At 65.5% G+C, this 23,365-nt stretch carries 20 protein-coding genes; 6 read left to right on the top strand and 14 right to left on the bottom strand.

The features are described from left to right. Positions 1-146: 146 nt before the first annotated feature. Both ACFQPB_RS06105 and ACFQPB_RS06100 read left to right on the top strand, forming a co-directional pair. Entirely contained in the window at positions 147-650 is a 504-nt protein-coding gene (locus ACFQPB_RS06105) for a cyclic nucleotide-binding domain-containing protein (protein ID WP_382220663.1), read from the top strand. An 85-nt stretch (positions 651-735) separates the two neighbouring features. Beyond that, a complete protein-coding gene (locus ACFQPB_RS06100) occupies positions 736-1,500 on the top strand; it encodes an exodeoxyribonuclease III (protein WP_382220660.1) in 765 nt (254 codons plus the stop codon). Positions 1,501-1,509: 9 nt separating this feature from the next. On the opposite strand, the gene ntrC is transcribed toward ACFQPB_RS06100, so the two are convergent. The 7 genes from ntrC to ACFQPB_RS06065 form a co-directional block, all read right to left on the bottom strand. After that, positions 1,510-3,006: a nitrogen regulation protein NR(I) gene (ntrC, locus tag ACFQPB_RS06095; protein WP_382220657.1), complete on the bottom strand. Its 1,497-nt coding sequence runs from the start codon at positions 3,004-3,006 to the stop codon at positions 1,510-1,512. Between the two features lie 52 nt (positions 3,007-3,058). Further along, positions 3,059-4,141 carry a nitrogen regulation protein NR(II) gene (glnL, locus tag ACFQPB_RS06090; protein ID WP_382203137.1) on the bottom strand — a complete coding sequence of 361 codons (1,083 nt, stop codon included), beginning with the start codon at positions 4,139-4,141 and terminating at the stop codon, positions 3,059-3,061. A gap of 7 nt (positions 4,142-4,148) precedes the next feature. Further along, positions 4,149-4,715, bottom strand: a complete 567-nt coding sequence (locus ACFQPB_RS06085; protein WP_382220655.1) for a hypothetical protein — start codon at positions 4,713-4,715, stop codon at positions 4,149-4,151. A gap of 143 nt (positions 4,716-4,858) precedes the next feature. Beyond that, entirely contained in the window at positions 4,859-6,274 is a 1,416-nt protein-coding gene (gene glnA / locus ACFQPB_RS06080) for a type I glutamate--ammonia ligase (protein WP_382220652.1), read from the bottom strand. A 168-nt stretch (positions 6,275-6,442) separates the two neighbouring features. Then, complete coding sequence (locus ACFQPB_RS06075; protein ID WP_382220649.1) at positions 6,443-7,288, bottom strand: competence/damage-inducible protein A; 846 nt, start codon at positions 7,286-7,288, stop codon at positions 6,443-6,445. Beyond that, positions 7,285-8,214 carry an EI24 domain-containing protein gene (locus ACFQPB_RS06070; protein ID WP_382220646.1) on the bottom strand — a complete coding sequence of 310 codons (930 nt, stop codon included), beginning with the start codon at positions 8,212-8,214 and terminating at the stop codon, positions 7,285-7,287. The genes ACFQPB_RS06075 and ACFQPB_RS06070 overlap by 4 nt, the downstream gene beginning before the upstream one ends. Positions 8,215-8,258: 44 nt before the next feature. Beyond that, a complete protein-coding gene (locus ACFQPB_RS06065) occupies positions 8,259-9,005 on the bottom strand; it encodes a 16S rRNA pseudouridine(516) synthase (protein ID WP_382220964.1) in 747 nt (248 codons plus the stop codon). Positions 9,006-9,105: 100 nt separating this feature from the next. On the opposite strand from ACFQPB_RS06065, the gene ACFQPB_RS06060 reads away from it, so the two are divergent. After that, positions 9,106-9,711: a DUF2062 domain-containing protein gene (locus tag ACFQPB_RS06060; RefSeq protein ID WP_382220644.1), complete on the top strand. Its 606-nt coding sequence runs from the start codon at positions 9,106-9,108 to the stop codon at positions 9,709-9,711. Between the two features lie 34 nt (positions 9,712-9,745). Next, on the top strand, positions 9,746-10,522 hold the full coding sequence (locus ACFQPB_RS06055; RefSeq protein ID WP_382220641.1) for an SDR family oxidoreductase: 777 nt from the start codon (positions 9,746-9,748) through the stop codon (positions 10,520-10,522). A gap of 4 nt (positions 10,523-10,526) precedes the next feature. Here ACFQPB_RS06055 and ACFQPB_RS06050 read toward each other — a convergent pair whose 3' ends face one another. The 3 genes from ACFQPB_RS06050 to ACFQPB_RS06040 all read right to left on the bottom strand — a co-directional run bounded on the left by ACFQPB_RS06050 (position 10,527) and on the right by ACFQPB_RS06040 (position 12,627). Next, positions 10,527-11,186, bottom strand: a complete 660-nt coding sequence (locus tag ACFQPB_RS06050) for an HAD family hydrolase (protein ID WP_382220638.1) — start codon at positions 11,184-11,186, stop codon at positions 10,527-10,529. A gap of 67 nt (positions 11,187-11,253) precedes the next feature. After that, a complete protein-coding gene (locus ACFQPB_RS06045) occupies positions 11,254-11,562 on the bottom strand; it encodes an H-NS histone family protein (RefSeq protein WP_382220637.1) in 309 nt (102 codons plus the stop codon). A gap of 90 nt (positions 11,563-11,652) precedes the next feature. Next, complete coding sequence (locus ACFQPB_RS06040) at positions 11,653-12,627, bottom strand: RluA family pseudouridine synthase (protein WP_382220634.1); 975 nt, start codon at positions 12,625-12,627, stop codon at positions 11,653-11,655. A 569-nt stretch (positions 12,628-13,196) separates the two neighbouring features. On the opposite strand from ACFQPB_RS06040, the gene ACFQPB_RS06035 reads away from it, so the two are divergent. Then, positions 13,197-16,172 (top strand): Rne/Rng family ribonuclease, encoded by a 2,976-nt coding sequence (locus tag ACFQPB_RS06035; protein WP_382220631.1) that lies wholly within the window; start codon positions 13,197-13,199, stop codon positions 16,170-16,172. A 100-nt stretch (positions 16,173-16,272) separates the two neighbouring features. On the opposite strand, the gene ACFQPB_RS06030 is transcribed toward ACFQPB_RS06035, so the two are convergent. Genes ACFQPB_RS06030 through hemC form a run of 4 tightly spaced genes read right to left on the bottom strand, consistent with a single transcriptional unit; the run spans position 16,273 to position 20,461 of the window. Beyond that, positions 16,273-17,571, bottom strand: a complete 1,299-nt coding sequence (locus ACFQPB_RS06030; protein WP_382220629.1) for a heme biosynthesis HemY N-terminal domain-containing protein — start codon at positions 17,569-17,571, stop codon at positions 16,273-16,275. Between the two features lie 13 nt (positions 17,572-17,584). After that, complete coding sequence (locus tag ACFQPB_RS06025) at positions 17,585-18,697, bottom strand: uroporphyrinogen-III C-methyltransferase (RefSeq protein ID WP_382220627.1); 1,113 nt, start codon at positions 18,695-18,697, stop codon at positions 17,585-17,587. A gap of 33 nt (positions 18,698-18,730) precedes the next feature. After that, positions 18,731-19,495, bottom strand: a complete 765-nt coding sequence (locus ACFQPB_RS06020; RefSeq protein WP_382220625.1) for a uroporphyrinogen-III synthase — start codon at positions 19,493-19,495, stop codon at positions 18,731-18,733. 15 nt (positions 19,496-19,510) lie between these two features. Continuing rightward, positions 19,511-20,461 (bottom strand): hydroxymethylbilane synthase, encoded by a 951-nt coding sequence (gene hemC, locus ACFQPB_RS06015; protein WP_382220622.1) that lies wholly within the window; start codon positions 20,459-20,461, stop codon positions 19,511-19,513. A gap of 102 nt (positions 20,462-20,563) precedes the next feature. Here hemC and ppc point away from each other — a divergent pair, with 102 nt between their 5' ends. Continuing rightward, on the top strand, positions 20,564-23,353 hold the full coding sequence (ppc, locus tag ACFQPB_RS06010) for a phosphoenolpyruvate carboxylase (RefSeq protein WP_382220619.1): 2,790 nt from the start codon (positions 20,564-20,566) through the stop codon (positions 23,351-23,353). The last annotated feature ends 12 nt before the right edge of the window (positions 23,354-23,365 follow it).

Raw genomic sequence — 23,365 nt, 5'->3', positions numbered from 1 at the left:
TGTTTTTGGGATGCACCTCGAGCCCCACAGCCACTTGGAGGAGTGCTTAGTCGCTTGTAGCCAAACTTCCGCCCGACACCACCCAAACCCGGTGCGGCGCGGTTAGCATCGTTTGCATTCTTTTGCAAATAAACATCGGGGACTGTGTGAACTCGACACACTTTGAACTTCTTGGCGGCGCGCAAGACCACGCCGCAGAAATTCATGAGATTTTCGGCAACACGCCGGTGCTCGACCGCCTGGACCTGGCGGAGACCACCGCGTTGTGCCGCTACATGGCGGTGTATTCGGCCGGACGGCACACCAGGCTGATGCAGCAAGGCGAGCTCACCAACCACCTGCTGATTGTGTTGACCGGCGCGGCCGAAGCCGTGCAGACCAACCACGATGGTTCCGTGTGCTCGCGCCTGTCGCTGGCGCCCGGCGACAGCTGGGGCGAACTCGCGCTCCTCAACGGCGAACCGGTCTCGGCCACTTGTGTCACCACCGAGCCGGTAGACTTCTTGCTGATCACGCGCAGCGCCTACAAAGATTTGCTTTTGACCTTTCCACGACTGGCCAACAAGCTCCTTTTGCGCTTCCTCCACACCGCGTCAAAGCGGTTGGAATGGGCGCAAACGCGACTTCAGGCGGGTGCACCAGCCCACTGACGCAAGCAACCCTTCAGTGAAAGCGCACGCCTAGGCGGTACGCGGTGATCGAATCCACCACAACGTTCAGACCCATCGCCCCACCATGCAACTTGCCACCTGGAACGTCAACTCCCTCAACGTGCGCCTGCCTCAGGTGCTGGACTGGCTGCAAGCCCACCCGGTGGATGTGCTGGCACTGCAGGAACTCAAGCTCACCGACGACAAGTTCCCGCACGAAGCGTTTTCAGCCTTGGGCTACCAGGCCCAGGTGTTCGGGCAGAAGACCTACAACGGTGTGGCACTGCTGACCAAGGCGCCGGCGCAGGACGTGGTCCGCAACATCCCGGGCTTTGACGATGACCAGTCGCGTGTGTTGTGCGCCACGGTGGACGGTGTGCGGGTGATCGGTGCCTACTTCCCCAACGGCCAGGAGCCAGGCAGCGAGAAGTTCGACTACAAGATGCACTGGCTCGAAGCGCTGCGCGCCTGGGTGCGTGACGAACTGGCGCAGCACCCGCAGCTGGTGCTGATGGGCGACTACAACATCACCTTCGACGACGACGACGTGTGGGACCCCGAAGGCCTGCGCGACACCATCCACTGCACCGAGGAAGAGCGCTACCACCTGCGCGCGTTGATCGCGCTCGGGCTGCACGATGGCCTGCGCCTCTTCCCTCAACCGCCCAAGAGTTACTCGTGGTGGGACTACCGCGACTTCGCCTTCCGCCGCAACCGTGGGCTGCGCATCGACCACATCCTGGTCAGCGACGCGGTGAAGGCCCGCGCCACCGCGTGCGAGATCGACAAAACCCCACGCAAGAACGAGCGGCCCAGCGACCACGCACCGGTGGTGATGACGCTGGGCTGATCGGGGCGATCACTCCTCCAAATGGAGTTCTTGAATTTTGCGGGTGATGGTGTTGCGACCGATGCCGAGTTTGTGGGCGGCCTCGATGCGACGGCCCCGTGTGCTGGCCAGTGCGGTCTGAATCAGGCGGGTTTCAAAGCGTCGCGTCAACACGTCCCACACATCGGTGCGGCCTTGGGCCAGCAGGCGCTGGGCCTCGGCCTGCAAGTCCTGCTCCCAATCGCCCGCGCCGTCTGACACCGCCGGCACCGTGGCGACTGGTGCAGGCGCATGTGGCATGTCCACCGGCATGGCCAATGGTGCTGCGGCCGGCACGGCGGCCCCGACGGTGGGCGCGGGCACACCGCCCATCACCTCGGGCGGCAGGTCTTTCACGTCCACCACTTGCGCCGGCGCCATCACGGTCAACCAATGGCAGATGTTCTGCAACTGGCGCACGTTGCCGGGGTAGTCAAAGCCGCTCAGCACCTGCAAGGCGGCGTCTGAAATGCGCTTGGGCTCGACGCCCAACTGGGTGGCACTTTGCTGCAGGAAGTAGCGCGTGAGCATGGGCACGTCCTCGCGCCGTTCGCGCAACGCGGGCAGGCGCAGGCGGATGACGTTGAGGCGGTGGAACAAATCCTCGCGGAAGCTGCCTTCCTTGACGCGCTGCTCCAGGTTCTGGTGGGTGGCGGCGATCACGCGCACGTGGGCTTTGACGGCACTGTGGCCACCCACGCGGTAGAAGTTTCCGTCGGACAACACGCGCAGCAGGCGCGTCTGAAGGTCGAAGGGCATATCGCCGATCTCGTCGAGAAACAGCGTGCCGCCCTCGGCCTGCTCGAAGCGGCCTCGGCGCATGGTCTGCGCGCCGGTGAACGCGCCGCGCTCGTGGCCGAAGAGTTCGCTTTCCAGCAAGTCTTTGGGTATGGCCGCCGTGTTGATGGCCACAAAAGGCCCCCCCGAGCGCGGGGAATGTTTGTGCAGGGCGTGTGCCACCAGCTCCTTGCCGGCGCCGGATTCACCGGTGATGAGCACCGTGACGTTGCTTTGCGACAAGCGGCCAATGGCGCGGAACACGTCCTGCATGGCGGGCGCCTGGCCCAGCATCTCGGGCACGGCGCCCAGGCGCTCTTCGGCCACTTCCTCGCGCTGGCTTTCGTCCACGGCGCGGCGGATCAGCTCCACCGCTTTGGGCAAATCGAAGGGTTTGGGCAGGTACTCGAAAGCACCGCCCTGAAACGCCGACACCGCGCTGTCCAGGTCGGAGAAGGCGGTCATGATGATGACCGGCAAACCGGGCAGGCGCTTTTTCACCTGCTCCAGCAGGTCGAGACCAGAACCACCGGGCATGCGGATGTCGCTCACCAGGATTTGTGGCCCTTCGCTGTCGCTGGCGTCATCGAGGGCGGCAATCACCTCCTGCGGATGGGTGAAGCTGCGGGTGGGCAGTTCTTCGCGCGCCAGCGCCTTCTCCAGCACAAACCGGATGGATTGGTCGTCATCCACGATCCAGATGGGTTTCATGCGCGTGTGCCCTGCCTTTCGAGTCGCCTCATTGTGTTGATCAACACCGGCTTCAAGGCAATGGGATGAGCAGCTTGAAGTCGGTCTGGCCTGGAACGCTGTCGCACTCGATCAGACCGTGGTGTTGCTGCACAAAGGTTTGTGCCAGCGTCAGCCCCAGGCCGGAGCCGCCATCCCGCCCTGACACCAGGGGAAAAAAGATGCGGTCCTTGATCGAGTCCGGCACGCCGGGCCCGTTGTCAATCACATGCAATTCCAGTGCCAGGCGGTAGCGCTGTTTGCCAAAGGTCACCTGGCGGCCCACGCGGGTCTTGAAAACAATCTGCGCGTCACCGGCCGCGATGCGCGTGGCCAAGGCCTGCGCCGCGTTGTGTGCGATGTTGAGCACGGCCTGGATCAGCTGCTCGCGGTCGCCCCGAAACTCGGGGATGGACGTGTCGTAATCGCGCACCACGCGCAGGCCCTTGGGAAACTCGGCCAGGATGAGCGAACGCACGCGCTCACACACCTCGTGGATGTTGACGTCGCCCACCACGTGCGGACGGCGGTGTGGCGCCAGCAGGCGGTCCACCAACGACTGCAGGCGATCGGCCTCGTGGATGATGACCTGGGTGTACTCGATCAGGTCCTTGGACTCCAAGTCCATCTGCAGCAACTGGGCCGCGCCACGGATGCCCCCCAGCGGGTTCTTGATCTCGTGCGCCAGGTTGCGGATCAGCTCCTTGTTGGCCTGCGCCTGGTCGATTAAGCGCTCCTCGCGCTCCTGCCGCGCCTGTTGCTCCTGCGGCAGCAGTTCCACCACCACCTCGCCAGCCACGTCGGTCTGCGCCACCACCACGTGCACGGGCAGCACCTCATGTGCCAGTCGTTTGAGGCGGGCGTCATAACGCAAGGCGGCAAATTCGTTGCCACGCGCGCCGGCCAGCGCATTGTTCAACAGATGCGGCTCGGTGAAACAGTCGGGGAAATGGGTGCCGGTGATGCTGCGCCGGGACATGCCCAGCGCGTCTTCCAACGCCGCGTTGGCAAACAGCACCTGGCCCTGGGCATCCACCACCGCCACCAGGGTGGCCAACAGGTCCAGCGACTGAAACCGCTGGGCAGGTGACACCTTTCGTTTTTTCAACCCAATCATGGGCTTTTCAGCGCTGGGCCGCCGACGCCGGCCCCAGGCGGGCAAGTTCGCGTTTGATGCCGTCCACATCGCTCTGCGCGCGGGCCACGCCGGCCTTGAGTTCGGCCACTCGGTCCAGGTACATCTGGTGGTTGCGGAACTCAGGTCCGCGTTTCTCCGGTTCGCCGTTGTTGTACTCCTGGCTCAGGCCATTCAGGCGGTTTTCCGCCTTGCGCAGTTCGGCCTCCAAAATGGTGCGCGCGTCGGCATCGCGGGCACGCTGGGCAGCAGCGTCAACCCGGTCGTTGCCATTGCGCGGGCTACCCGAGCTGGCCGCAGGCGCAGGGGTGCGCGCGGGCGCGCCAGCCGTTGATGAAGGTGCCGGCTTGAGCCCCTGGATCACCGTCACGTTGCCACCTTCAATCACGCGGCAGCCACGCGCTTTTGCGTCGCCGGGGTCGTTGGTGTATTCGTTGCCGCAGCGGTAAATGCGGTCCTGCGCCACGGCAGGCACGGCTGCGGCGCCCAGCATCAACAGACACACCAGATGGGATACGGGAACAGAAACAAAGGATTTCATTGCGGCATCGAACATGTCGGCACTCCAGGCAAGAGGCATGGCCTCCAGAACGGCATGGGCCTGTGATTTCCAGTATCGCCCAAAAGTGCCCGGTCGCTGGCCGCCCACAAGCAAAAAGGGACGGCCAAAGCCGTCCCTTCACACATCGGTTACCTGGATTACAGGCTGTAGTACATGTCGTACTCGACAGGCGACACTTCCACGCGCGAGCGGGTCACTTCCTGCATCTTCAGCTCGATGTAGGCGTCGATCCAGGCGTCGGTGAACACGCCGCCCTTGGTCAGGAAGGCGCGGTCCTTGTCCAGGTGGGCCAGGGCTTCATCCAGGCTGGCGCACACGGTGGGGACCAGCTTGTCCTCTTCGGGCGGCAGGTGATACAGGTCCTTGGAGGCGGCTTCGCCCGGGTGGATCTTGTTCTCAACGCCGTCCAGACCGGCCATCAGCAAGGCGGCAAAACCCAGGTAGGGGTTGCACAGGGGATCGGGGAAGCGGGCTTCCACGCGACGGGCCTTGTCGGATGCGACGTTGGGGATGCGGATCGATGCCGAGCGGTTTTTGGCCGAGTAGGCCAGCTTGACCGGGGCTTCGAAGTGGGGCACCAGGCGCTTGTAGCTGTTGGTGCCGGGGTTGGTGATGGCGTTCAGGGCACGTGCGTGCTTGATCACGCCGCCGATGTAGTACAGCGCGAACTCGGACAGACCGGCGTAGCCGCTGCCAGCAAACAGGTTCTTGCCGTCCTTCCAGACCGACTGGTGCACGTGCATGCCCGAGCCGTTGTCGCCATGGTAGGGCTTGGGCATGAAGGTGGCGGTCTTGCCGTAGGCGTTGGCCACGTTCTGGATCACGTACTTCTGCAGCAGGGTCCAGTCGGCGCGCTCGACCAGGGTCGAGAACTTGGTGCCGATTTCGCACTGGCCAGCACCGGCCACTTCGTGGTGATGCACTTCAACGGGAATGCCGACGGCTTCCAGGATTTCGCACATCTCGTTGCGCATGTCCATGGTGCTGTCCACCGGGGGCACGGGGAAATAGCCGCCCTTGACGCGCGGACGGTGACCACGGTTGCCACCTTCGAGCTTGGCGCCGCTGTTCCAGGGGGCTTCGTACTCTTCGATCTGGTAGAAGCTGTGGCCAGGTTCGTTGCTCCAGCGCACTTCATCAAACAGGAAGAACTCGGGTTCCGGACCGAAGAAAGCGGTGTCGCCCAGGCCAGAGGCCTTCAGGTAGGCTTCGGCGCGCTTGGCGATGGAACGCGGGTCGCGCTCGTAAGCTTTGCCATCGGTGGGTTCGATCACGTCGCAGACCAGCACCAGGGTGACTTCTTCGACGAAGGGGTCGATGAAGGCGGTGGCGGCGTCGGGCATCAGCAACATGTCCGACGCTTCAATGCCCTTCCAGCCAGCGATGGACGAACCGTCGAAAGCCTGGCCTTGTTCGAACTTGTCTTCTTCGAACTGGGACACGGGAATGGTGATGTGCTGCCACTTGCCACGGGTGTCGGTAAAACGGAAGTCAACGAACTTGACGTCGTTGTCCTTGACCATGCTCATGACGTCGGCGACGCTTTTGGCCATCAGAAACTCTCCTGGTACGGGTTGGGTAAAAAGGGTGACGGAAAACGATTAAGCAGCTTTTGTGCCAGCACGCACCGAGGTGTGGCACAACCGACGCAGTGTTCAGCTCAATATTGTGCACCCGGAACGGACGCACTTAACAGGTGCATAAATAGAGCAGATTGGCAATCAGCGCACCATTTCAGGGCCCATTGGTGCACCAAAAGCCGACAAGCCTTGTTTGAGTGCGTCAAAAGCGGGTTGGGTGGCACCCTCTTCACCTTTGACGCCCAATTCGATGTGGCGCCCATATTCGGGGTGGTCCACACTGGGCAGGCTGAACACTTTGACCCCCGCGTGCTCGGCCTCGATGCGCTCCATCAGCGGCGTGAGGCTGGCCTCCATCGCACCAAAAACGATCACGGAACGCTCCACCCAGGTTTGGCGGTGGAACCAAGTGTGGCAATGGGTGTCGAGCGCCCAAGCCATCATGGGCCAGGCCATGACCGGGAAGCCGGGCAGGAAAAACACCCGGCCACCACCGCTGCCGGTGCAGTCGAAGCCGGGGATTTTGTTGTAGGGGTTGGGCACAATGTCCGCGCCTTCGGGAAACACCCCCATGTTCAGCCGGTGCACGTTGTCGGCGCGTTCAGGCTCGTAGGGCAGGTTCTGCTCGGCCGCCACATCGCGCATGCGCTCCAGAATCAGCTCGCGCGCCTGCGGGTGCAGCACCAGAGAGCGTTCCAGCGCAGCCGCCGCACACTGGCGCGTGTGGTCGTCGGGGGTGGCGCCTATGCCGCCACACGAAAACACGATGCCAGGCTGGGCAAACGCATCGCGCAACGCGGCCGTGATCTGCCGCCGGTCGTCGCCGACGTAGCGCGCCCAGCTCAAGGTCAAACCCCGCTCGCCCAGCAGTTCTATGGTTTTGCTCAGGTGTTTGTCCGCCCGTTTGCCCGACAGGATTTCATCGCCCACGATGATGAGGCCGATGTCGGGCACGGGTGACACGTTGTCGGACAGGGGCGAGTTCATGGCGTGGTGGGTGGGTTGGGTCCGGGCAGTGTGGGTGTCGTGCCTGGCAGTGGCTTGGGCAACACGTCTTCCACGTTCTGCGATTGAGATGCCATGGTCGGCGCTGCGTCTGACACCGGTCTGACCGGCGCGGCAGCAGCCCGCGTGCGCTCCAACGCCGCCAACAGGTAATGGGCAAACCACAACGAGGCAAAGGCGAACACCAGGGTGTAGATCCAGATGGCCAGTGGCACCAGCAAGGGCGCGGCCACAATGAACATGGCGCCCGAAGCCCAGATCAGGCTGGGCGCCGCGCCCAGGAAACCGGTCAACACCCCCATCACCAGCAGCGGCGCACGGTGCGTCTGGATCAGACCGGTGCGCTCCTCTTTGCTGGCGTGGTCGGCCAGTGCGTCAAACGCGAACACGCGGTAGGTGAGCCAACCCCAGATCAGGGGCGGCAACAACAGCACCAAAGGCGGGATCAGCCACAGCGGCATGGTCAACACCATCACCACCAGGGCCAGCAAGGTCGAGCCCAACGACCAGAAAACGCTGGCCAGCAAACTGCCGCCGCGTTTGCGCTCCAGCGCGGCAAAGCGCCGCTGCGCCACCAGCGCCACCATTTGTGGCGTCATGGTCACGGCCACCAACAAGAGGGTGAGAAACACGATGGCCGGTGTGGCCACGACCAACACCAGCAAAGGCGCGAACACGGTGCGAAAAGCACCCGCGCCGACCTGATCCAGCCAGTTGAGAAACGCGCCGACCAGCTCGTAGTTCTGCAGCCAAGCCGCCACCGCCGCCACCGCCGGTTCCCAGAAAAAATAGCCGAGCGCAAACGACAACGCCACCATCAGGATGAGCGGCAACACCGACAAGGCAATCACCCGCGGGTGCAGACAGTAGGCCACCGCGCGCCAGAACGAATCGAAGATCAAACCCATGGTCAAAGAATACACGCAAGGCGTGACCGCCCACGAGGGGCCGTTCAAGCGGATGCGTTGGCGGGTTTTTTGTACAAACTGGCCACCTCGTCGGCGGTGAGCCAGCGCCAGGCGCCGGGCGCCAGATCGGGCGGCAACACCAGGTCACCGATGCGAGAACGGTGCAGCGTTTCCACCCGGTTGCCCACGGCCGCCACCATGCGTTTGACCTGGTGGTACTTGCCTTCCGTCAAGGTCAGGCGCAGGTGATGGGGGGCCACCGCCTCGCAGGCGGCCGCGCGCACCGGCTTGGGGTCGTCGTCGAGCACCACACCGTCCAACAAACGTTGCACCTGCTTGTCATCCAGCGGGTGTTTCACCCCCACTTCGTACACCTTGGGCACGTGGTGGCGGGGCGATGTCAGGCGGTGGATGAAAGCGCCGTCGTCCGACATCAGCAGCAGCCCGGTGGTGTCCTGGTCCAGCCGCCCCACCGCCTGCACACCGGCAGCGGCGCCACCACCGCGCGCGCGCAAAGGGGCGGGCAGGAGCGAATAGATGCTGGGGTGGTTGCTGGGTTTTTGCGAGCACTCGTGGCCCGCCGGCTTGTGCAGCATCAGATAGGCTCGTTCGTGAAAAGCCCAGTCCTGCCCCTGGACGGTGAACAACAGGCCGTGGGTGTCAAACTCGGCCCACGGATCGGTGCAGGGGCTGCGCTCAGCGCCCACCTGCACCAGGCCCTGTTGCACCAGCCCACAACAGACGCGGCGGGTGCCAAATCCCTGGGAGAACAGAATTTCCTGCAACGGCAGCATGGTGTGGGGCGAAGGCGGCTGAACTGAGAGGGCGCGAGCATACTCCAAGCCTTGCCAAACAACCCCCTGGCGCCAACCGTTCGATCGCCGTTGCCCCATGAACCACCGCTTTGCCCGCTGGCTGCCCACACGGGAGTCTCTGCACAACAACCGCTGGCTGCGCTGGATGGGGCCCGCACTGCACCACCCGCGCCTGTGGCACATGAGCCGCAAAGGTCTGGCGCTGGGCCTGGCGCTGGGCATCTTCTTTGGTTTACTGATACCGGTGGCGCAAATCCCCGCCTCGGCCACGCTGGCGGTGCTGTTGCGCGCCAACCTGCCGGTGGCGGTGGCGAGCACCCTGGTCACCAACCCGGTCACCTTCGGCCCGGTGTACTACGGCGCCTACCGCCTGGGCCGCTGGGTGTTGCACGAACCGCAACTCAGTGAAACCGCGGCTGCCCAGGCGCTTGAGACATCGCAGGCCGAGCCGTCGCAGGCCCAGGGTCTGCGGGCGCAACTGGCGCACTGGTGGACCTACCTGAGCACGGTGGGCAAGCCCTTGGTGGTGGGCCTGGCCATCGTGGCCTCTGTCTGCGGCGTGTTGGTCTATTTTTTGGCCAGCCTGCTGTGGGTACTGAAAACCCGTTGGACCCGGCGCCGGCGGCTGGCTCAGCGCAGCGGTGCCACCCAGGTGACCGGCGCCAAAGGCGATCCCACGTAGGCTGGCGTTTTTCAATGAGAAGGCACCCGGCCACATGAACACCACCGACCTGTTTTCCCTGAAAGGGCGCACCGCGCTGATCACCGGCGGCTCTCGCGGCATCGGCCGCATGATTGCCGAAGGTTTTCTGGCCCAAGGCGCCCGTGTCTACATCAGCGCACGCAAGGCAGAGGCCTGCGACGCGACGGCGCAAGACCTTTCAGCGCTGGGGCATTGCATCTCGTTGCCGGCCGATGTGTCCCACCCGGCCGGCATCGCGGCGCTCAAACAAGCCTATTTGGCACACGAGCCCACGCTGGACATCCTGGTGAACAACGCCGGCGCCGCCTGGGCAGCGCCGTTCGACGCATTTCCAGAAGCCGGCTGGGACAAGGTCGTGGACCTCAACCTGAAAACACCGTTTTTCCTCACGCAGGCCCTGGCCCCGGCCCTGCGTGCCTCGGTGGCCGCCAGCGGGCGCCCAGCCAAGGTCATCCACATCGCGTCCATCGACGGGCTGTCGGTGAACATGCTGGAAACCTACCCCTACGCGGCCAGCAAGGCCGGGCTGATCCACCTGACCAAACGCATGGCGCTGCAGTTGGTTCGCGAACAGATCGTGGTCAGCGCCATTGCCCCCGGCGCCTTTCCGACCGACATGAACCGCGCCGCCCGCGACGAGGAAGAAACCACCCGCCAACGCATTCCGGCTGGGCGGGTGGGGCAACCCGAAGACCTGGCGGCAGCGGCCATTTACCTCGCGTCGCGCGCGGGCGACTATGTGGTGGGCGAAACCCTGGTGGTGGACGGCGGTGTGACCCACGCCCGCTGAAACGTCAGCCGTTGGCGAGCAACCAGTCGTGCAGCTCGCGCACCGTGTGCGCCACAAACAGCGGGCCATGCGCCTCGAAACCGGCGTGGTGGTGGGCACCGTAGGCCACCCCCACGCTGGGGCAACCCGCGTTTTGTGCCATCAATAGGTCGTGGGTGGTGTCGCCGATCATCAGCGTGCGCTCGGGCGGCACGCCCCACACCGCCATCAACTCCTGCAGCATGAGCGGATGGGGCTTGCCCGCCGTTTCATCGGCGGTGCGCGAGTCGTCAAACACGCCCTGCAGCGGAACGCTGCGCAGGCAATCATCGAGGCCACGCCGGCTTTTGCCTGTGGCCACCGCCAACCAATGCTGGCGCGCTTTGAGGTCAGCCAGCAGCGGCAGCACGCCTTCAAAGAGGTTCAGCTCGTCAGCCCGGCTGGCGTAGTGGTGCCGGTAACGTGCGCCCAGTTCGGGGTATTTTTCGGGCGGCACATCGGGCGCGGCATGGGCCAGCGCCTGCATCAGCCCCATGCCAATCACATAGCTGGCCTGCTCCCGGCTGGGCTCACGCCCCCCCACGTCGCGCACGGCCGCCTGGATGGACTGGGTGATGATGGCGGTGGAATCGAACAGGGTGCCATCCCAGTCGAAAGCGATCAGGTCAAAATGGCGTGTGGACATGGCGGCGGACGGAAAAGACAAGGGGCGCATTGTGCGCCCCTGGTGTGACAGGCCCGGTAACGGGAGGTCAGATGCGGAAATCTTCGATGTTCTTGCCTGCGGCCAGAATCGCCCGCACCCACTCGGGCTTGCGGCCCAGGCCACCGGCCCAGGTTTCACCATTGGGACCACGGTATTTGACCTCGCGGGCCACCTTGGATTTGGGCGACTTGCGCACCGCAGCTGCCGCGCCACCCAAATCGGACACGGTGATGCCGTATTCCTTCATTTTTGCCTTGATGTCGGCAATCACTGCCGCCAGCTCCTGCTTGCGCACCTGTTCGGCCTGGGCCATCAATGCCTGCGCCTGGTTCATGAGTTCGGAATAACTGGACATCGAATTTCCTCAAAAAGAATGAATAAACGCCGAACAGTTTACACACAATGGTGGGTGATTTCAGGCATCACTTCAAAATCATTGTAAAAATCAAGTGAATTCAGACCACGCGGACAATTCGGAAGGCAACTCAGATTTCAGCTCCAGCATTTCCAACGTGGTCGGATGCACCAATCCGAGGCGCCACGCATGCAGGAACATGCGCTTGAGGCCGGCCCGCTGCATTCTGCGGTTCAGATCGAAATCGCCGTATTTGTCATCGCCCACAATCGGGTGGCCAGAATGGGACAGGTGAACGCGGATCTGGTGGGTGCGCCCGGTCTTGATGGTGACCTCCAACAGACTGAACACGGTGGCGGCATCGGGCGTGCCCGCCAGTCCCGGCAGCACACCCGAAGCCCTCACCTTCACCAGTGTCAATGAACGCTGGCCGTCGGGGTGATCGGCCGGCACCACCTTGACCCGACGTTCGCCATCGGCGAGCAGGTACTTGTGCAAGGGCAGGTCAATCACTTTCAACCGTTGTGGCCACGCGCCTTTGACCAGCGCCAGGTAGGTTTTGGCGGTTTCGCGTTCACGGAATTGATTTTGCAGAGACTTCAGCGCACTTTTTTTCTTCGCCACCAGCAACACGCCACTGGTTTCACGGTCCAGCCGGTGCACCAATTCCAGCAAAGGCGCCTGGGGTCTGGCGCGGCGCAACTGCTCGATCACGCCGAACGACACGCCGCTGCCGCCGTGCACGGCCACACCGGCCGGTTTGTCAATTGCCAGAAACCATCCATCCTCGAACAGGACGGGAAATTCACGGCCTGGCACCGTTTGTTCGGCTTTTTCCTGCGGTTTCTCTGACAGCCGCAAAGGTGGCACACGGATATCGTCACCCGCCTGAATACGCGTTTCTGCGCTGGCCCGCCCTTTGTTGACCCGGACTTCGCCGGAGCGAATGATCCGATAAACCAGGGTTTTGGGCGCCCCTTTGAGTTCCCGGATCAGGAAATTGTCCAGCCGCTGACCGGCGGACTCTTCATCGACACGCAGGTGACGAACTTCGGCTGACGCCATGAATGAACCACAATCGCTGCAGGGCGCGAGGTCGGCCCTATAATGGTCCGTTCCCGTCGCGCGTGTATAAGTGTTTGATTTGCCGCCAGTTTAAGGCAGTCAAGCCCACATGGCCCGGCCGGAGCGTGCCGACATCCACCGGCGCACCCCCGAGCAACGGACGAGTCTGTCCGGCTCCCGGGTGCCAGGCCGGCGGATGAGCCCAGTGTTGAATTGCGAACCCGAAAACGGAATACCCCAATCGACCAGACCGCAGGAGCGGGCTGGTCGAGGACCCAAGTGAACCCAGAGACAACGCAGACGAGTCCGCGTCACCGCCGATGGCTGCCCTCTTTGATGTTTCGCCCACCTCCACGCGCCTACGCCCGGTCCGGGTCAGTGTCGTGGCACCTGTGTGCCACCAGCGCCTGACCGCTCCGCGCTCTCCGGCAATTCCCTCCTCGTTCGCAGCACGCGCTCGGCTCACGGCACTGGCCTGAAGACCAGGCCACGGAGTGAGCGACCGCCCGCGCCTCAAGGGCCTGGGTGGTCGTGCACGTTGTGCATTGTTTGCAACGAGGAAAACGCACATGAAGCGTATGTTGATCAACGCCACGCAGGCCGAAGAGCGCCGCCTGGCCATCGTGGACGGCCAGAAACTGCTGGACTACGAAATCGAAATCGAGGGGCGCGAGCAGCGCAAGGGCAACATCTACAAGGCGGTGGTCACCCGTGTCGAACCCTCGCTCGAAGCCTGTTTTGTGGACTACGGCGAGGAGCGCCACGGGTTCCTGCCGTTCAAGGAAATCTCGCGCCAGTACTTCCAGGGCAACACCTCGCCCTCGCAGGCCCGCATCAATGATGTGATCAAGGAAGGCCAGGAGCTGCTGGTCCAGGTCGAAAAGGAAGAGCGCGGCAACAAGGGCGCTGCCCTGACCACCTTTGTCAGTCTGGCCGGCCGCTACGTGGTGCTGATGCCCAACAACCCGCGCGGCGGTGGCGTGAGCCGCCGCATCGAGGGCGAAGAGCGCCAGGAGCTGAAGCAGGCCCTGGACCAGCTCGAATACCCCAATGGCATGAGCATCATCGCGCGGACCGCCGGCATTGGCCGCGAAGCGCCCGAGCTGCAGTGGGACTTGAACTACCTGCTCAAGCTGTGGACCGCCATCGACGGCGCGTCCAAAGCCGGCAAGGGCGCCTTCCTGATCTACCAGGAATCCAGCCTGGTGATCCGCGCCATCCGCGACTACTTCAACAGCAACATCGGCGAGATCCTGATCGACACCGATGACATCTATGAGCAGGCTCATCAGTTCATGAGCCACGTGATGCCCGAACACGGGCACCGCGTGAAGCGCTACCGCGACGACGCGCCGCTGTTCAGCCGCTTCCAGATCGAGCACCAGATCGAAACCGCCTACAGCCGCACCGTCCAGCTGCCCAGCGGCGGCGCCATCGTGATCGACCAGACCGAAGCCTTGGTAGCGGTGGACGTGAACTCGGCACGCGCCATCAAGGGCGGCGACATCGAGGAAACCGCCACCCGCACCAACCTGGAAGCTGCCGACGAGGTGGCACGCCAGGCCCGTTTGCGCGACCTCGGCGGCCTGATCGTGATCGACTTCATCGACATGGAGGAGAGCAAGAACCGCCGCGAGGTGGAAAACCGCCTGCGCGACGCCCTGCGCCAGGACCGTGCCCGCGTGCAGTTCGGCGCCATCAGCAAGTTCGGCCTGCTGGAAATGAGCCGCCAGCGCCTGAAGCCCATGCTCAGCGAAGGTGCGTCCATCCCCTGCCCGCGCTGCGGCGGCTCGGGCCACATCCGCGACACGGAAAGCTCGGCACTGCAGATCCTGCGCATCATCCAGGAAGAGTCGCTCAAGGACAGCACGGCCGCCGTGTTCGTGCAGGTGCCGGTTGAAGTCGCCAGCTTCCTGCTGAATGAGAAGCGCACCGAGATCACCAAGATCGAACTCAAGCAGCGCATCAACGTGCTGCTGGTGCCCAACAAGTCGCTGGACACCCCGCACTACAAGCTGGAGCGCATCAAGCACGACGACCCGCGCCTGGACAACCTCGACGCCAGCTACAAGATGGCCGAGGAAGTGGAGGACGTGACCTCGGTCACCCGCCGCAGCCAGGAGCGCACCAACAAGCAAGAGCCGGTCATCAAGGGCGTATTGCCTGACGGCCCGGCCCCGGTGGCCGCTCGCGCAGAAGCCGCACCGGCCGAACACGCCAAGGCCAAAGAGGCCCCCGTTGCCACACCGGCAGCGCGCCCCGTGGCCGCGGCCCCGGTGGCAGCCACCGGCGGCTTCTTCGGCTGGCTCAAGCGTTTGCTTGGCGGTGAACCCGCCGCCGCCCCGGCGCCAACGCCCGCCAAGCCCGCCGCCGCTGCCGACAGCGCCCCTGCCAAAGAAGGCCGCCGTGACGGTGGCCGTGGTGGCCGTGGCGGTCAGCGCGATGCGGGACGAGACGGCGGCCGCGAAGGTGGCCGTGACGGCGCACGAGAAGGTGGTCGAGGCGGCCGTGGCCCGCGCCCCGAAGGCAGCGAGCGTGGCAACGCCGAAGGCCGTCGCAGCGAAGGTCGCGGTGAAGAACGTGGGGCACGCGGCAGCCGAGGTGGCCGTGGCGGCCAACGTGACGGCCAGCGCGAAGGTGCCCGCGAACAACAGGAACTGGGCGCTGTGGCCCAGGCGACCGTGAACGACAACGTCGCGATCGAAGCAGCGGTGGACAGCACCAGCGATGCACCGCGCCGCGAGCGCAGCGAACGTGGTGGTGAACGTGGCGAAGGCGCCCGCCGCGAGCGTGGTGGCCGCCGCAACGAACGCCGCCCCGCCGACGACACCGCCGAAGGCAATGCACAAGTGGCCAGCGACAACAGCGCCGCCACCGATGGCGCCGCTGCCGATGCCCCACAAGACGGCCAGGAACCGGCTCGCAATGGTGGTCAGCGCCGCAGCCGCGACCGCTACGGCCGCGAACGCCGTGGCCGAGGCGACAGCGCCGACGCAGGCCAGGGCGACAGCCCGGTTGCCTCCACCGAGGTGGCCAGCGATGGCGCCGACACTGCATCGCCGGCTGCCCCGGCGGTGGACATCGACGCACCGGTGCGGAGCTACTTCACCCGGACCCAGGCGGCCGAACCGGTGTCGGTCGCGTCGGATGAGGTGGCGGCTGAACAGCCCACCGACATCGCGCCCCAGACCGAAGCCCCCGCGCCCCAACCACGACCCGCGCCTGTCGAGAAAACCGTCGCAACGCCTGCCGTGGCGCCAGTGGCCGAAGCGGGCCTGCCCAAGGTGCAGCCGTTCACACTCGAAATCGACGCACTGGCCAGCATCGCCCAAGCTTCTGGGCTGGTGTGGGTGCATTCCGATGACGACAAGGTGCAGCAAGCACAGGCCGCCATCGCTGCCGAGCCCAAGCCCATCCACGTGCCGCGCGAGCCCAAGCCCGTGGTGGCCATGGACGACGGCCCGCTGGTGCTGGTAGAAACCCGCCGCGACCTGCGCAACATGGTGTTGCCGTTTGAACAGCAGCCAACGCAGAGCGCCCACTGACGCAAGCCCTGAGCCTGAAGACAGGCTCGGACCATAAAAAAACCCGCCAATACGGCGGGTTTTTTTATGGTCGGTTCCGGGTGTTGATGTCGAGAGACGCTTAAACGGTTTGAGCGGCTTTTCTCCAGGCCGCCTGCGCTGCCGTGGCGTCGCCCCGCTCCTCGGCCAACAGCGCCAGGCCACACCACGTCTGGCGCAACAGCTCGGCGTCGACCAAGCCGGTGCTGGCCTGAGACAACAGCTGTGCCGCTTTGCCCCACAGCTGACGCTGCAGGCAGACGTGCCCGCCCAGGTACTGCAGGAACGGATCGTTGGGCAGTTGGCGCTGCATCTGCTCGATGCGTGCGAGCCAGCCGGTGTCGTTCACGTCCATACGACGTGCGAGCACCTTGACCAAGCGGGCGCGCCAATGGGCATCCAGCGCCGCGTATTGAGACCACACGCCCAGCACCATGTCCCGCGCCACGAGTGCCGCTTCATCGGCCCCGCCGTCAGGTGAGCCCCCATCCCGCCCCTGGGAGGCAGCAAGGGCATGCAGGCGTTCTGCCGCCGCGATCGCCAGTTCCGGCATGGCCTGTTCGGCCGGGTCCAGCTGGCGCCAGATGGCCTGCAGTTGCGGCAGGTCGCGCGCGCCTTTGAACGCATCGAGCACCAACCCCCGCAACACGGCGGGTGCGGCGTCGCTGGAGAAGGCCCGGTGTTTGGCCAGCACACGGGCCATCTCAAGCGCGGCCGTCGCATCACGCTGCATGCGCGCCACACGCAAGCGCAGGCGCAGCGCCACGATGCGGCGCGCCGCGCCTTGTGGCAGTTCGCCCAGCCACGCGGCAGCGGCGTTGGCATCGCGGTCTTCCACCGCCCAGCGGGCCGCGCGCAACAGCGCACCTTCGCGGGTTTCGTTGCCCTGGCGCACCAGACCCGGCGCGATCGCCAAACGCTGGTGGTGGTCGCGGGTGTCGCGGTTCTGCAAAGCGTGGGCACTTTCAGCCACCAGCAGGTGCGCCAGCGCCGTCAACTGGCCGTGCCGGGGCAGGTCGTGGTCGGGCAACTGTTTCAGGTGATCCAAGGCCTCTTGGGCAGCGGTCTGGGCGCGCACAAAACGCCCGGCAAGCTGGTTGGACAAGGCGTCCATGACGCCCGACATCGCGGCGCGCTCAAGCTGCCGCGCACGCCAGCGCCGGGCCCGCCCGGGCATGGCGGCCAGGCTGCTGGCGCCGCGCCAGCTCAGGTGCAGCAACACAAACACGGCCGCCACGCCAAACAACACCAGGTTGAAGGACAGGTCGATGCGGTAGGGGGGCCAGAACACCGTCACACTGGCATGGTTCTGCCCCACCAGCAAGGCCAGCGCCACGGCCACCGCCGCCCATGCCAGGAACCAGAACACATGACGGAACATCGGCGTGCCTCTCTCACCGCCCGCCGGCCGCCGTGGCCAGAGCGGCCAGCGTCTCGGTCGGTCGAGGCAGGTCGGTCGAAGTCATCTCCGACTGCACCTGCGCCAGGGCCTTGAGCACGTGGCGCGTGGGCGCCGCCTCTTCGTCAAAGTAGCGTCGCACGGCGGCGGAAGCGGTCAGTACATCGGCCTGGGCCTGCGGAATCTGACGCGCCAGCAGCGCCAGACGGGCATTGAGGAGCTGCATTTTGAGGTTTTGCCGCAGCATGAAGGCTTGTTCGGGCGCCAGCAACAGGGCCTCTGGCTGATCGATGCGGGTGACCCGCAGCAGGTCGCTGGCTTCTTCTCGCACATCGGCCCACACACGGGCCCACAGCACTTCAGCGGTATGGCGCACGCGCGCCCACCAACCTGGGTCCATGGCAGGTTCCGTCGGCAGATCTGCCGCCTCGCGCCGCGCCGCGCCAGCCGGTGGCACAGGCCGCCCGAGCGCACCCACCGCGTTCGCCATGGGCAATTCGTCCACCACCTTGATCAACTCATCCAGGCGGTTGGCCAAGGCCGGAATGTCGGTCAAGGCCGCGCCCTTGATGCGCTCGATGTCGCGTGCAATGGCCCGCTGCACCGGGTTGAGGCGGGGTTGCACGGCCCGCGAAATGCGGTTGTCAGCCGACTGCAATGCCGAGATCAGCAGTTGCGCGCTGCCGGTGAGCTGGGCCTGTTGCTGGGCCAGTTTGAGGGTGGATTCCAGCTCCTGCACCAGGTGGTCGTCGCGCGACCGGGACACGCTGACCATCAGCTCTTCCAGCTGGCTGCGCTGCAGACTCACTTCGGAGAGCCGCACTTCGGCCACGCTCAGGCGCGCCTGCAATTCCTGGAACTGTGATTCGGTTTCGGTGGCCACCGAGCGGGCGTCCTTGGCGTCGCTGGCACTTTCCGCACTCTGGCGGGCCAGTTCCTTCTGGGTCTGCTCCAGCTTTTGCCACAGGATGCCGGACATCAACAAGGCCACCAGTGCCACCACCAGGGTCAGCATGAGCAAGGCGCCGCCTGCACCGGCACTGGCGCGTGGCGCAGGAGGTCGCTCGTCGGCGACCTGGGGGCTTGAAGTGGGCGATTCGGCACTCATGTCACGCCGATTCTAGGCGCCCTGCGGACCCGATCAGGCAGGGGACAGCGCCTCAACAACGCTTTGCACCGTGGGGCGAACGGTACGCACCCGAGCAAAGCCCGCTTTTTCCAGCGCCAGCGTGATGCGCGGGTGGGTCGCCACGGCCGGCGTCTGACGCCAATCCTGCCCGGGCAGCAGTGTCTGCAAATAGCCCACCGCTTCGCCGCTGCTGAACAGCCAGACGCTGCCATCCACAGCCGCCAACGCCGCTTCGGCAGCCTCTTCGGCACGCCAGACTGGGCAACGCCGTTCGTACACCGGCAGGACCACCACCTCGGCGCTGGCCGCCGCACATTGCTGCAACAACCACTCTCTGCCGGAAGATGCGGCCGCCACGCCCTGGCTGCGCCCGCGCACCAGCAGCACACGTTTGCCTGGCGCCATTTGGTGGGAAACCACGGCCCACAGGGCCTCGGAATCGAATTGGGGCGCATCAACCGCCGGCTCGTCGATGAGATGGGCCGGCACGCCCCCCACGCGCAGCGCCTGTGCGGTGCCGGGCCCGGGCGCCCAGCAGCGCAACCCACTGGGCCACCGAGCAACCACCGCAGGCAGAAAAAACCGCACCGCGTTGCCACTGACCCACATCACGGCATCGAAGCCTGCCAGCGGCGGCATCGCCACGTCAGGCATACCCGCCACATCGATCAAGGGCAGCATCAAGGTCATGAACCCGTGCTGCTCCAAAGCAGTCTGCCAAGGCCCAGCCTCATCGGCCGGGCGTGTGACGACGACGCGTTGGGCTGGCGACTTCACCGGGCGGCGCCCGCTTCAGCCCGCGCCACCGGCGCGCAAGGCCGCAGCCACCCGGGTGCCCAATGCCTCGGCCGCAGCCAGATCAGCCAGGTCGCTCAGCACCAGGCTGTCCTGCGCACGCACCAGCGGTCCGCCCAACTCCACGTCGCCCCAGGCGGCGCGCAAGAATACGTTGCCATCGGTCAGCACCGCGTGCGCGGCCAGTGGCATGGAGCAACTGCCGCCCATGGCACGCGACACCGCACGTTCGGCCGCCACCGCAGCCCAGCTGCGGGCATGGCACAGCGGCGCCAGCGCGGCGCGCAGCTCGGGGCGACCCGAACGGATTTCGATGCCCAGCGCACCCTGCCCGGCCGCAGGCAACATGGTTTCGGGTTCGAACACGTGGCGGATGCGATCGCCCAGGCCCAGGCGCTTCAAGCCAGCGGCGGCCAACACGATGGCGTGGTACTGGCCTTCGTCGAGCTTGCGCAGGCGGGTGTCGAGGTTGCCGCGCAGGGGTTCGATGCGCACGTCGCTGCGGTCCAGCTCGCGCAAGGCGTCCTGCAGCAGCACCTGGCGGCGCAGGCTGGAGGTACCCACCACCGCACCCGGCGGCAAATCGGCCAGGCCGGCGCAGTCGGGCGACACCCAGGCGTCGCGCGGGTCTTCGCGCTCCATCACGGCCGCCAGCTCAAAACCAGGCGGCAATTCCATGGGCACGTCCTTGAGCGAATGCACGGCCAGGTCGGCGCGGCCATCTTCCAAAGCGGTTTCCAGTTCTTTGACGAACAAGCCCTTGCCTCCCACCTTGCTCAGCGTGCGGTCCAGAATCTGGTCGCCCAGCGTGGTCATGCCCAGCAAGGTCACGCTGTGGCCCTGGGCTTGCAGGCAGGCTTTGACGTGTTCGGCCTGCCACAACGCCAACCGGCTTTCGCGGGTAGCAATGGTCAGGGACAGGGGAGTGGAAGCGGGGAAGGAAGCCATGCAGAACGCCAACTTGGCGGTAACTCGGTGGTAACGGGCGGGGTCGCGCGGATGCTAGCATGGCGCCCGCCCGAGCCCCCTGCCCCAACGCCCTGCGACACCATGAAGCCCACCGCCTCGACCGCCCGCCGCCCCGACAAGGACCAACCCCTGCTCGACGACATCCGCCTGCTGGGCCGCATGTTGGGCGATGTGATCCGCGAACAGGAGGGCAACGCCGCTTTTGAACTCATCGAGCGCATCCGGCAAATGTCGGTGGCCTTCCACCGCGACGCCGACGCGGCCGCCCAGCAAGCCCTCAAACGCCTGCTCAAAAGCTTGAGCGGCGACCAGGCGGTCAGCGTGATCCGCGCCTTCACCTATTTCAGCCACCTGGTCAACCTGGCCGAGGACCGCCACCACGTGCGCCGCCGCGCCGTGCACGAACGCGCCGGCAGCCACCAGGAAGGCAGCCTGGCCATGACGCTGCAGCGCCTGGCCGCCGCCGGCATCGCCAACCACACCATCGCGGCCGAGTTGGCGCAGTGCCATGTGTCGCCCGTGCTCACCGCCCACCCCACCGAGGTGCAGCGCAAAAGCATCCTCGACGCCGAGCGTGGCATTGCGCAGTTGCTGGCTCAGCGCGAAGAGGCCACACCGCTGGCGCGCGCCGACATCGAACTGCAAATGCGTGCCCGCGTCGCACAACTCTGGCAAACGCGCTTGCTGCGTTTCACCAAACTCACGGTGAGCGACGAAATCGAGAACGCGCTGAGTTACTACGAAAGCACCTTTTTGCGCCAGATCCCGCGCCTGTACCGCGAGCTGGAGCAGCGCCTGGACGTGCCCACACCGGTGGCCCCGTTCCTGCGCATGGGCCAGTGGATTGGCGGCGACCGCGATGGCAACCCCTTCGTGACGGCCAGCACGCTGCGCGTGGCCTTGTCGCGCCAGGCCGAGATGGTGCTGCGCCACCACCTCACCGAGGTGCACCTGCTGGGCGGCGAGCTGTCCATGTCGGCCATGCTCACCAGTGTGACGCCCGCGATGGCGGCCTTGGCCGAGCGCTCGCCCGACACCAACGAGCACCGCCAGGACGAGCCCTACCGGCGCGCCCTCACCGGCATCTACGCCCGGCTGGCCGCGACGCTGCACGAGCTGACCGGCGGCGAAGCGGCACGCCATGCGGTGGCGCCCCAGAACCCCTACGACAGCGCGGAGGACTTTCTGGCCGACCTGCGTACGATCGATGCGTCGCTGTGTGCCCACCACGGTCAGGCCCTGGCGCAGCAGCGCCTGCGCCCGCTGATCCGCACGGTCGAGGTGTTTGGCTTTCACCTCGCCACGGTGGATTTGCGCCAAAGTTCGGACCAGCACGAACTGGTGGTGACCGAGCTGCTCCAACACGCCCGCCTCTGCGCCGACTACAGCGCGCTGGATGAAAACGAACGCCAGGCCCTGCTGTTGCAATGCCTGCAAGACGCCCGCCCACTGCGTGTGCCCGGTGCCAACTACAGCGCCCATGCGCAAAGCGAGCTGGCCATCTTCGAGGCCGCGCGCGAGGGCCGTGCCCGGTACGGCGCGCAGGCGCTGCGCCACTACATCATCAGCCACACCGAAACCGTGAGTGACCTGCTGGAGGTGTTGCTGCTACAAAAAGAATGTGGGCTGATGCACGGCCTGTTGGGCGAGGACGCACGCGCCGACCTCATCGTCGTGCCCCTGTTCGAGACCATCCCCGACCTGGGGCAGAGCGATCACATCATGCGCGACTTCTACGCCCTGCCCGGCGTGTTGGCCATGGTGCAGAACGGCGGGGCACACCAGTACAGCGAACAGGACGTGATGCTGGGCTACTCCGACAGCAACAAGGACGGCGGCATCTTCACCAGCAACTGGTCGTTGTACCGCGCCGAAGTCGCGCTGGTCGCCCTGTTTGACCAACTCGGCACGGCCGACAAACCGATCCGGCTTCGCATGTTCCACGGCCGTGGCGGCACGGTGGGTCGAGGCGGTGGCCCGAGCTACCAAGCCATCCTCGCGCAGCCCCCCGGCACGGTGCGTGGGCAAATCCGCCTGACCGAACAAGGCGAGGTCATCGCCTCCAAATACGCCAACCCCGACATCGGGCGGCGCAACCTGGAGACCCTGGTGGCCGCCACGCTGGAAGCGACGTTGCTGCCGCCCGCCCAGACCGCACCCAAAACCTTTCTCGAAGCCGCAGCGCAACTGTCCGACACCAGCATGGGTGCCTACCGCGCGCTGGTCTACGGGACGACCGGGTTCGCCGACTATTTCTTCAGCGCCACGCCCATCCGCGAGATCGCGGAGTTGCAGATTGGCTCGCGTCCGGCCTCACGCAAGGCCACACAGCGTATCGAAGACCTGCGGGCGATTCCGTGGGGCTTCAGCTGGGGCCAGTGCCGCCTCACGCTGCCAGGTTGGTACGGTTTCGGCTCGGCGGTGGAGGCTTTTGTGAAGGCAGGCGGCGCGGGCGACGTGAAAAAGCGCGAGGCCTTGCTGCAGCGCATGTACCGGCAGTGGCCGTTTTTCCGCACCCTGCTGTCCAACATGGACATGGTGTTGGCCAAGAGCGACCTGGCCCTGGCCTCGCGTTACGCCGAGCTGGTGGACAACACGCGGCTGCGCAAAAAGGTGTTCAGCGCCATCGAGGCTGAGTGGCAGCGCACCGCAAAAGCGTTGGCACTCATCACCGGCGAGAAGCAGCGCCTGTCCAACAACGCCGCGCTGCAGCGCTCCATGCGCCACCGTTTCCCCTACATCGACCCGCTGCACCACCTGCAAGTGGAACTGATCCGCCGACACCGCCAGGGCGAGGGGGACGAACGCGTCAAGCGCGGCATCCACCTGTCCATCAACGGCATCGCGGCCGGGTTGCGCAACACGGGCTGAGCCGCGCGCGAT

The sequence above is a fragment of the Hydrogenophaga atypica genome, assembly GCF_042665215.1.
In the GTDB taxonomy this organism is placed as follows: domain Bacteria; phylum Pseudomonadota; class Gammaproteobacteria; order Burkholderiales; family Burkholderiaceae_C; genus Hydrogenophaga; species Hydrogenophaga defluvii_A.
This window is presented reverse-complemented; position numbering and strand designations above follow the sequence as displayed.

Bases quoted from the DNA above. Each gene is read 5' to 3' on its own strand.
- ACFQPB_RS06100 (WP_382220660.1), top strand. From the start codon at position 736: ATGCAACTTGCCACCTGGAACGTCAACTCCCTCAACGTGCGCCTGCCT.
- ntrC (WP_382220657.1), bottom strand. From the start codon at position 3,006: ATGAAACCCATCTGGATCGTGGATGACGACCAATCCATCCGGTTTGTG.
- glnL (WP_382203137.1), bottom strand. From the start codon at position 4,141: ATGATTGGGTTGAAAAAACGAAAGGTGTCACCTGCCCAGCGGTTTCAG.
- ACFQPB_RS06085 (WP_382220655.1), bottom strand. From the start codon at position 4,715: ATGTTCGATGCCGCAATGAAATCCTTTGTTTCTGTTCCCGTATCCCAT.
- glnA (WP_382220652.1), bottom strand. From the start codon at position 6,274: ATGGCCAAAAGCGTCGCCGACGTCATGAGCATGGTCAAGGACAACGAC.
- ACFQPB_RS06075 (WP_382220649.1), bottom strand. From the start codon at position 7,288: ATGAACTCGCCCCTGTCCGACAACGTGTCACCCGTGCCCGACATCGGC.
- ACFQPB_RS06070 (WP_382220646.1), bottom strand. From the start codon at position 8,214: ATGGGTTTGATCTTCGATTCGTTCTGGCGCGCGGTGGCCTACTGTCTG.
- ACFQPB_RS06060 (WP_382220644.1), top strand. From the start codon at position 9,106: ATGAACCACCGCTTTGCCCGCTGGCTGCCCACACGGGAGTCTCTGCAC.
- ACFQPB_RS06055 (WP_382220641.1), top strand. From the start codon at position 9,746: ATGAACACCACCGACCTGTTTTCCCTGAAAGGGCGCACCGCGCTGATC.
- ACFQPB_RS06050 (WP_382220638.1), bottom strand. From the start codon at position 11,186: ATGTCCACACGCCATTTTGACCTGATCGCTTTCGACTGGGATGGCACC.
- ACFQPB_RS06045 (WP_382220637.1), bottom strand. From the start codon at position 11,562: ATGTCCAGTTATTCCGAACTCATGAACCAGGCGCAGGCATTGATGGCC.
- ACFQPB_RS06040 (WP_382220634.1), bottom strand. From the start codon at position 12,627: ATGGCGTCAGCCGAAGTTCGTCACCTGCGTGTCGATGAAGAGTCCGCC.
- ACFQPB_RS06035 (WP_382220631.1), top strand. From the start codon at position 13,197: ATGAAGCGTATGTTGATCAACGCCACGCAGGCCGAAGAGCGCCGCCTG.
- ACFQPB_RS06030 (WP_382220629.1), bottom strand. From the start codon at position 17,571: ATGTTCCGTCATGTGTTCTGGTTCCTGGCATGGGCGGCGGTGGCCGTG.
- ACFQPB_RS06025 (WP_382220627.1), bottom strand. From the start codon at position 18,697: ATGAGTGCCGAATCGCCCACTTCAAGCCCCCAGGTCGCCGACGAGCGA.
- hemC (WP_382220622.1), bottom strand. From the start codon at position 20,461: ATGGCTTCCTTCCCCGCTTCCACTCCCCTGTCCCTGACCATTGCTACC.
- ppc (WP_382220619.1), top strand. From the start codon at position 20,564: ATGAAGCCCACCGCCTCGACCGCCCGCCGCCCCGACAAGGACCAACCC.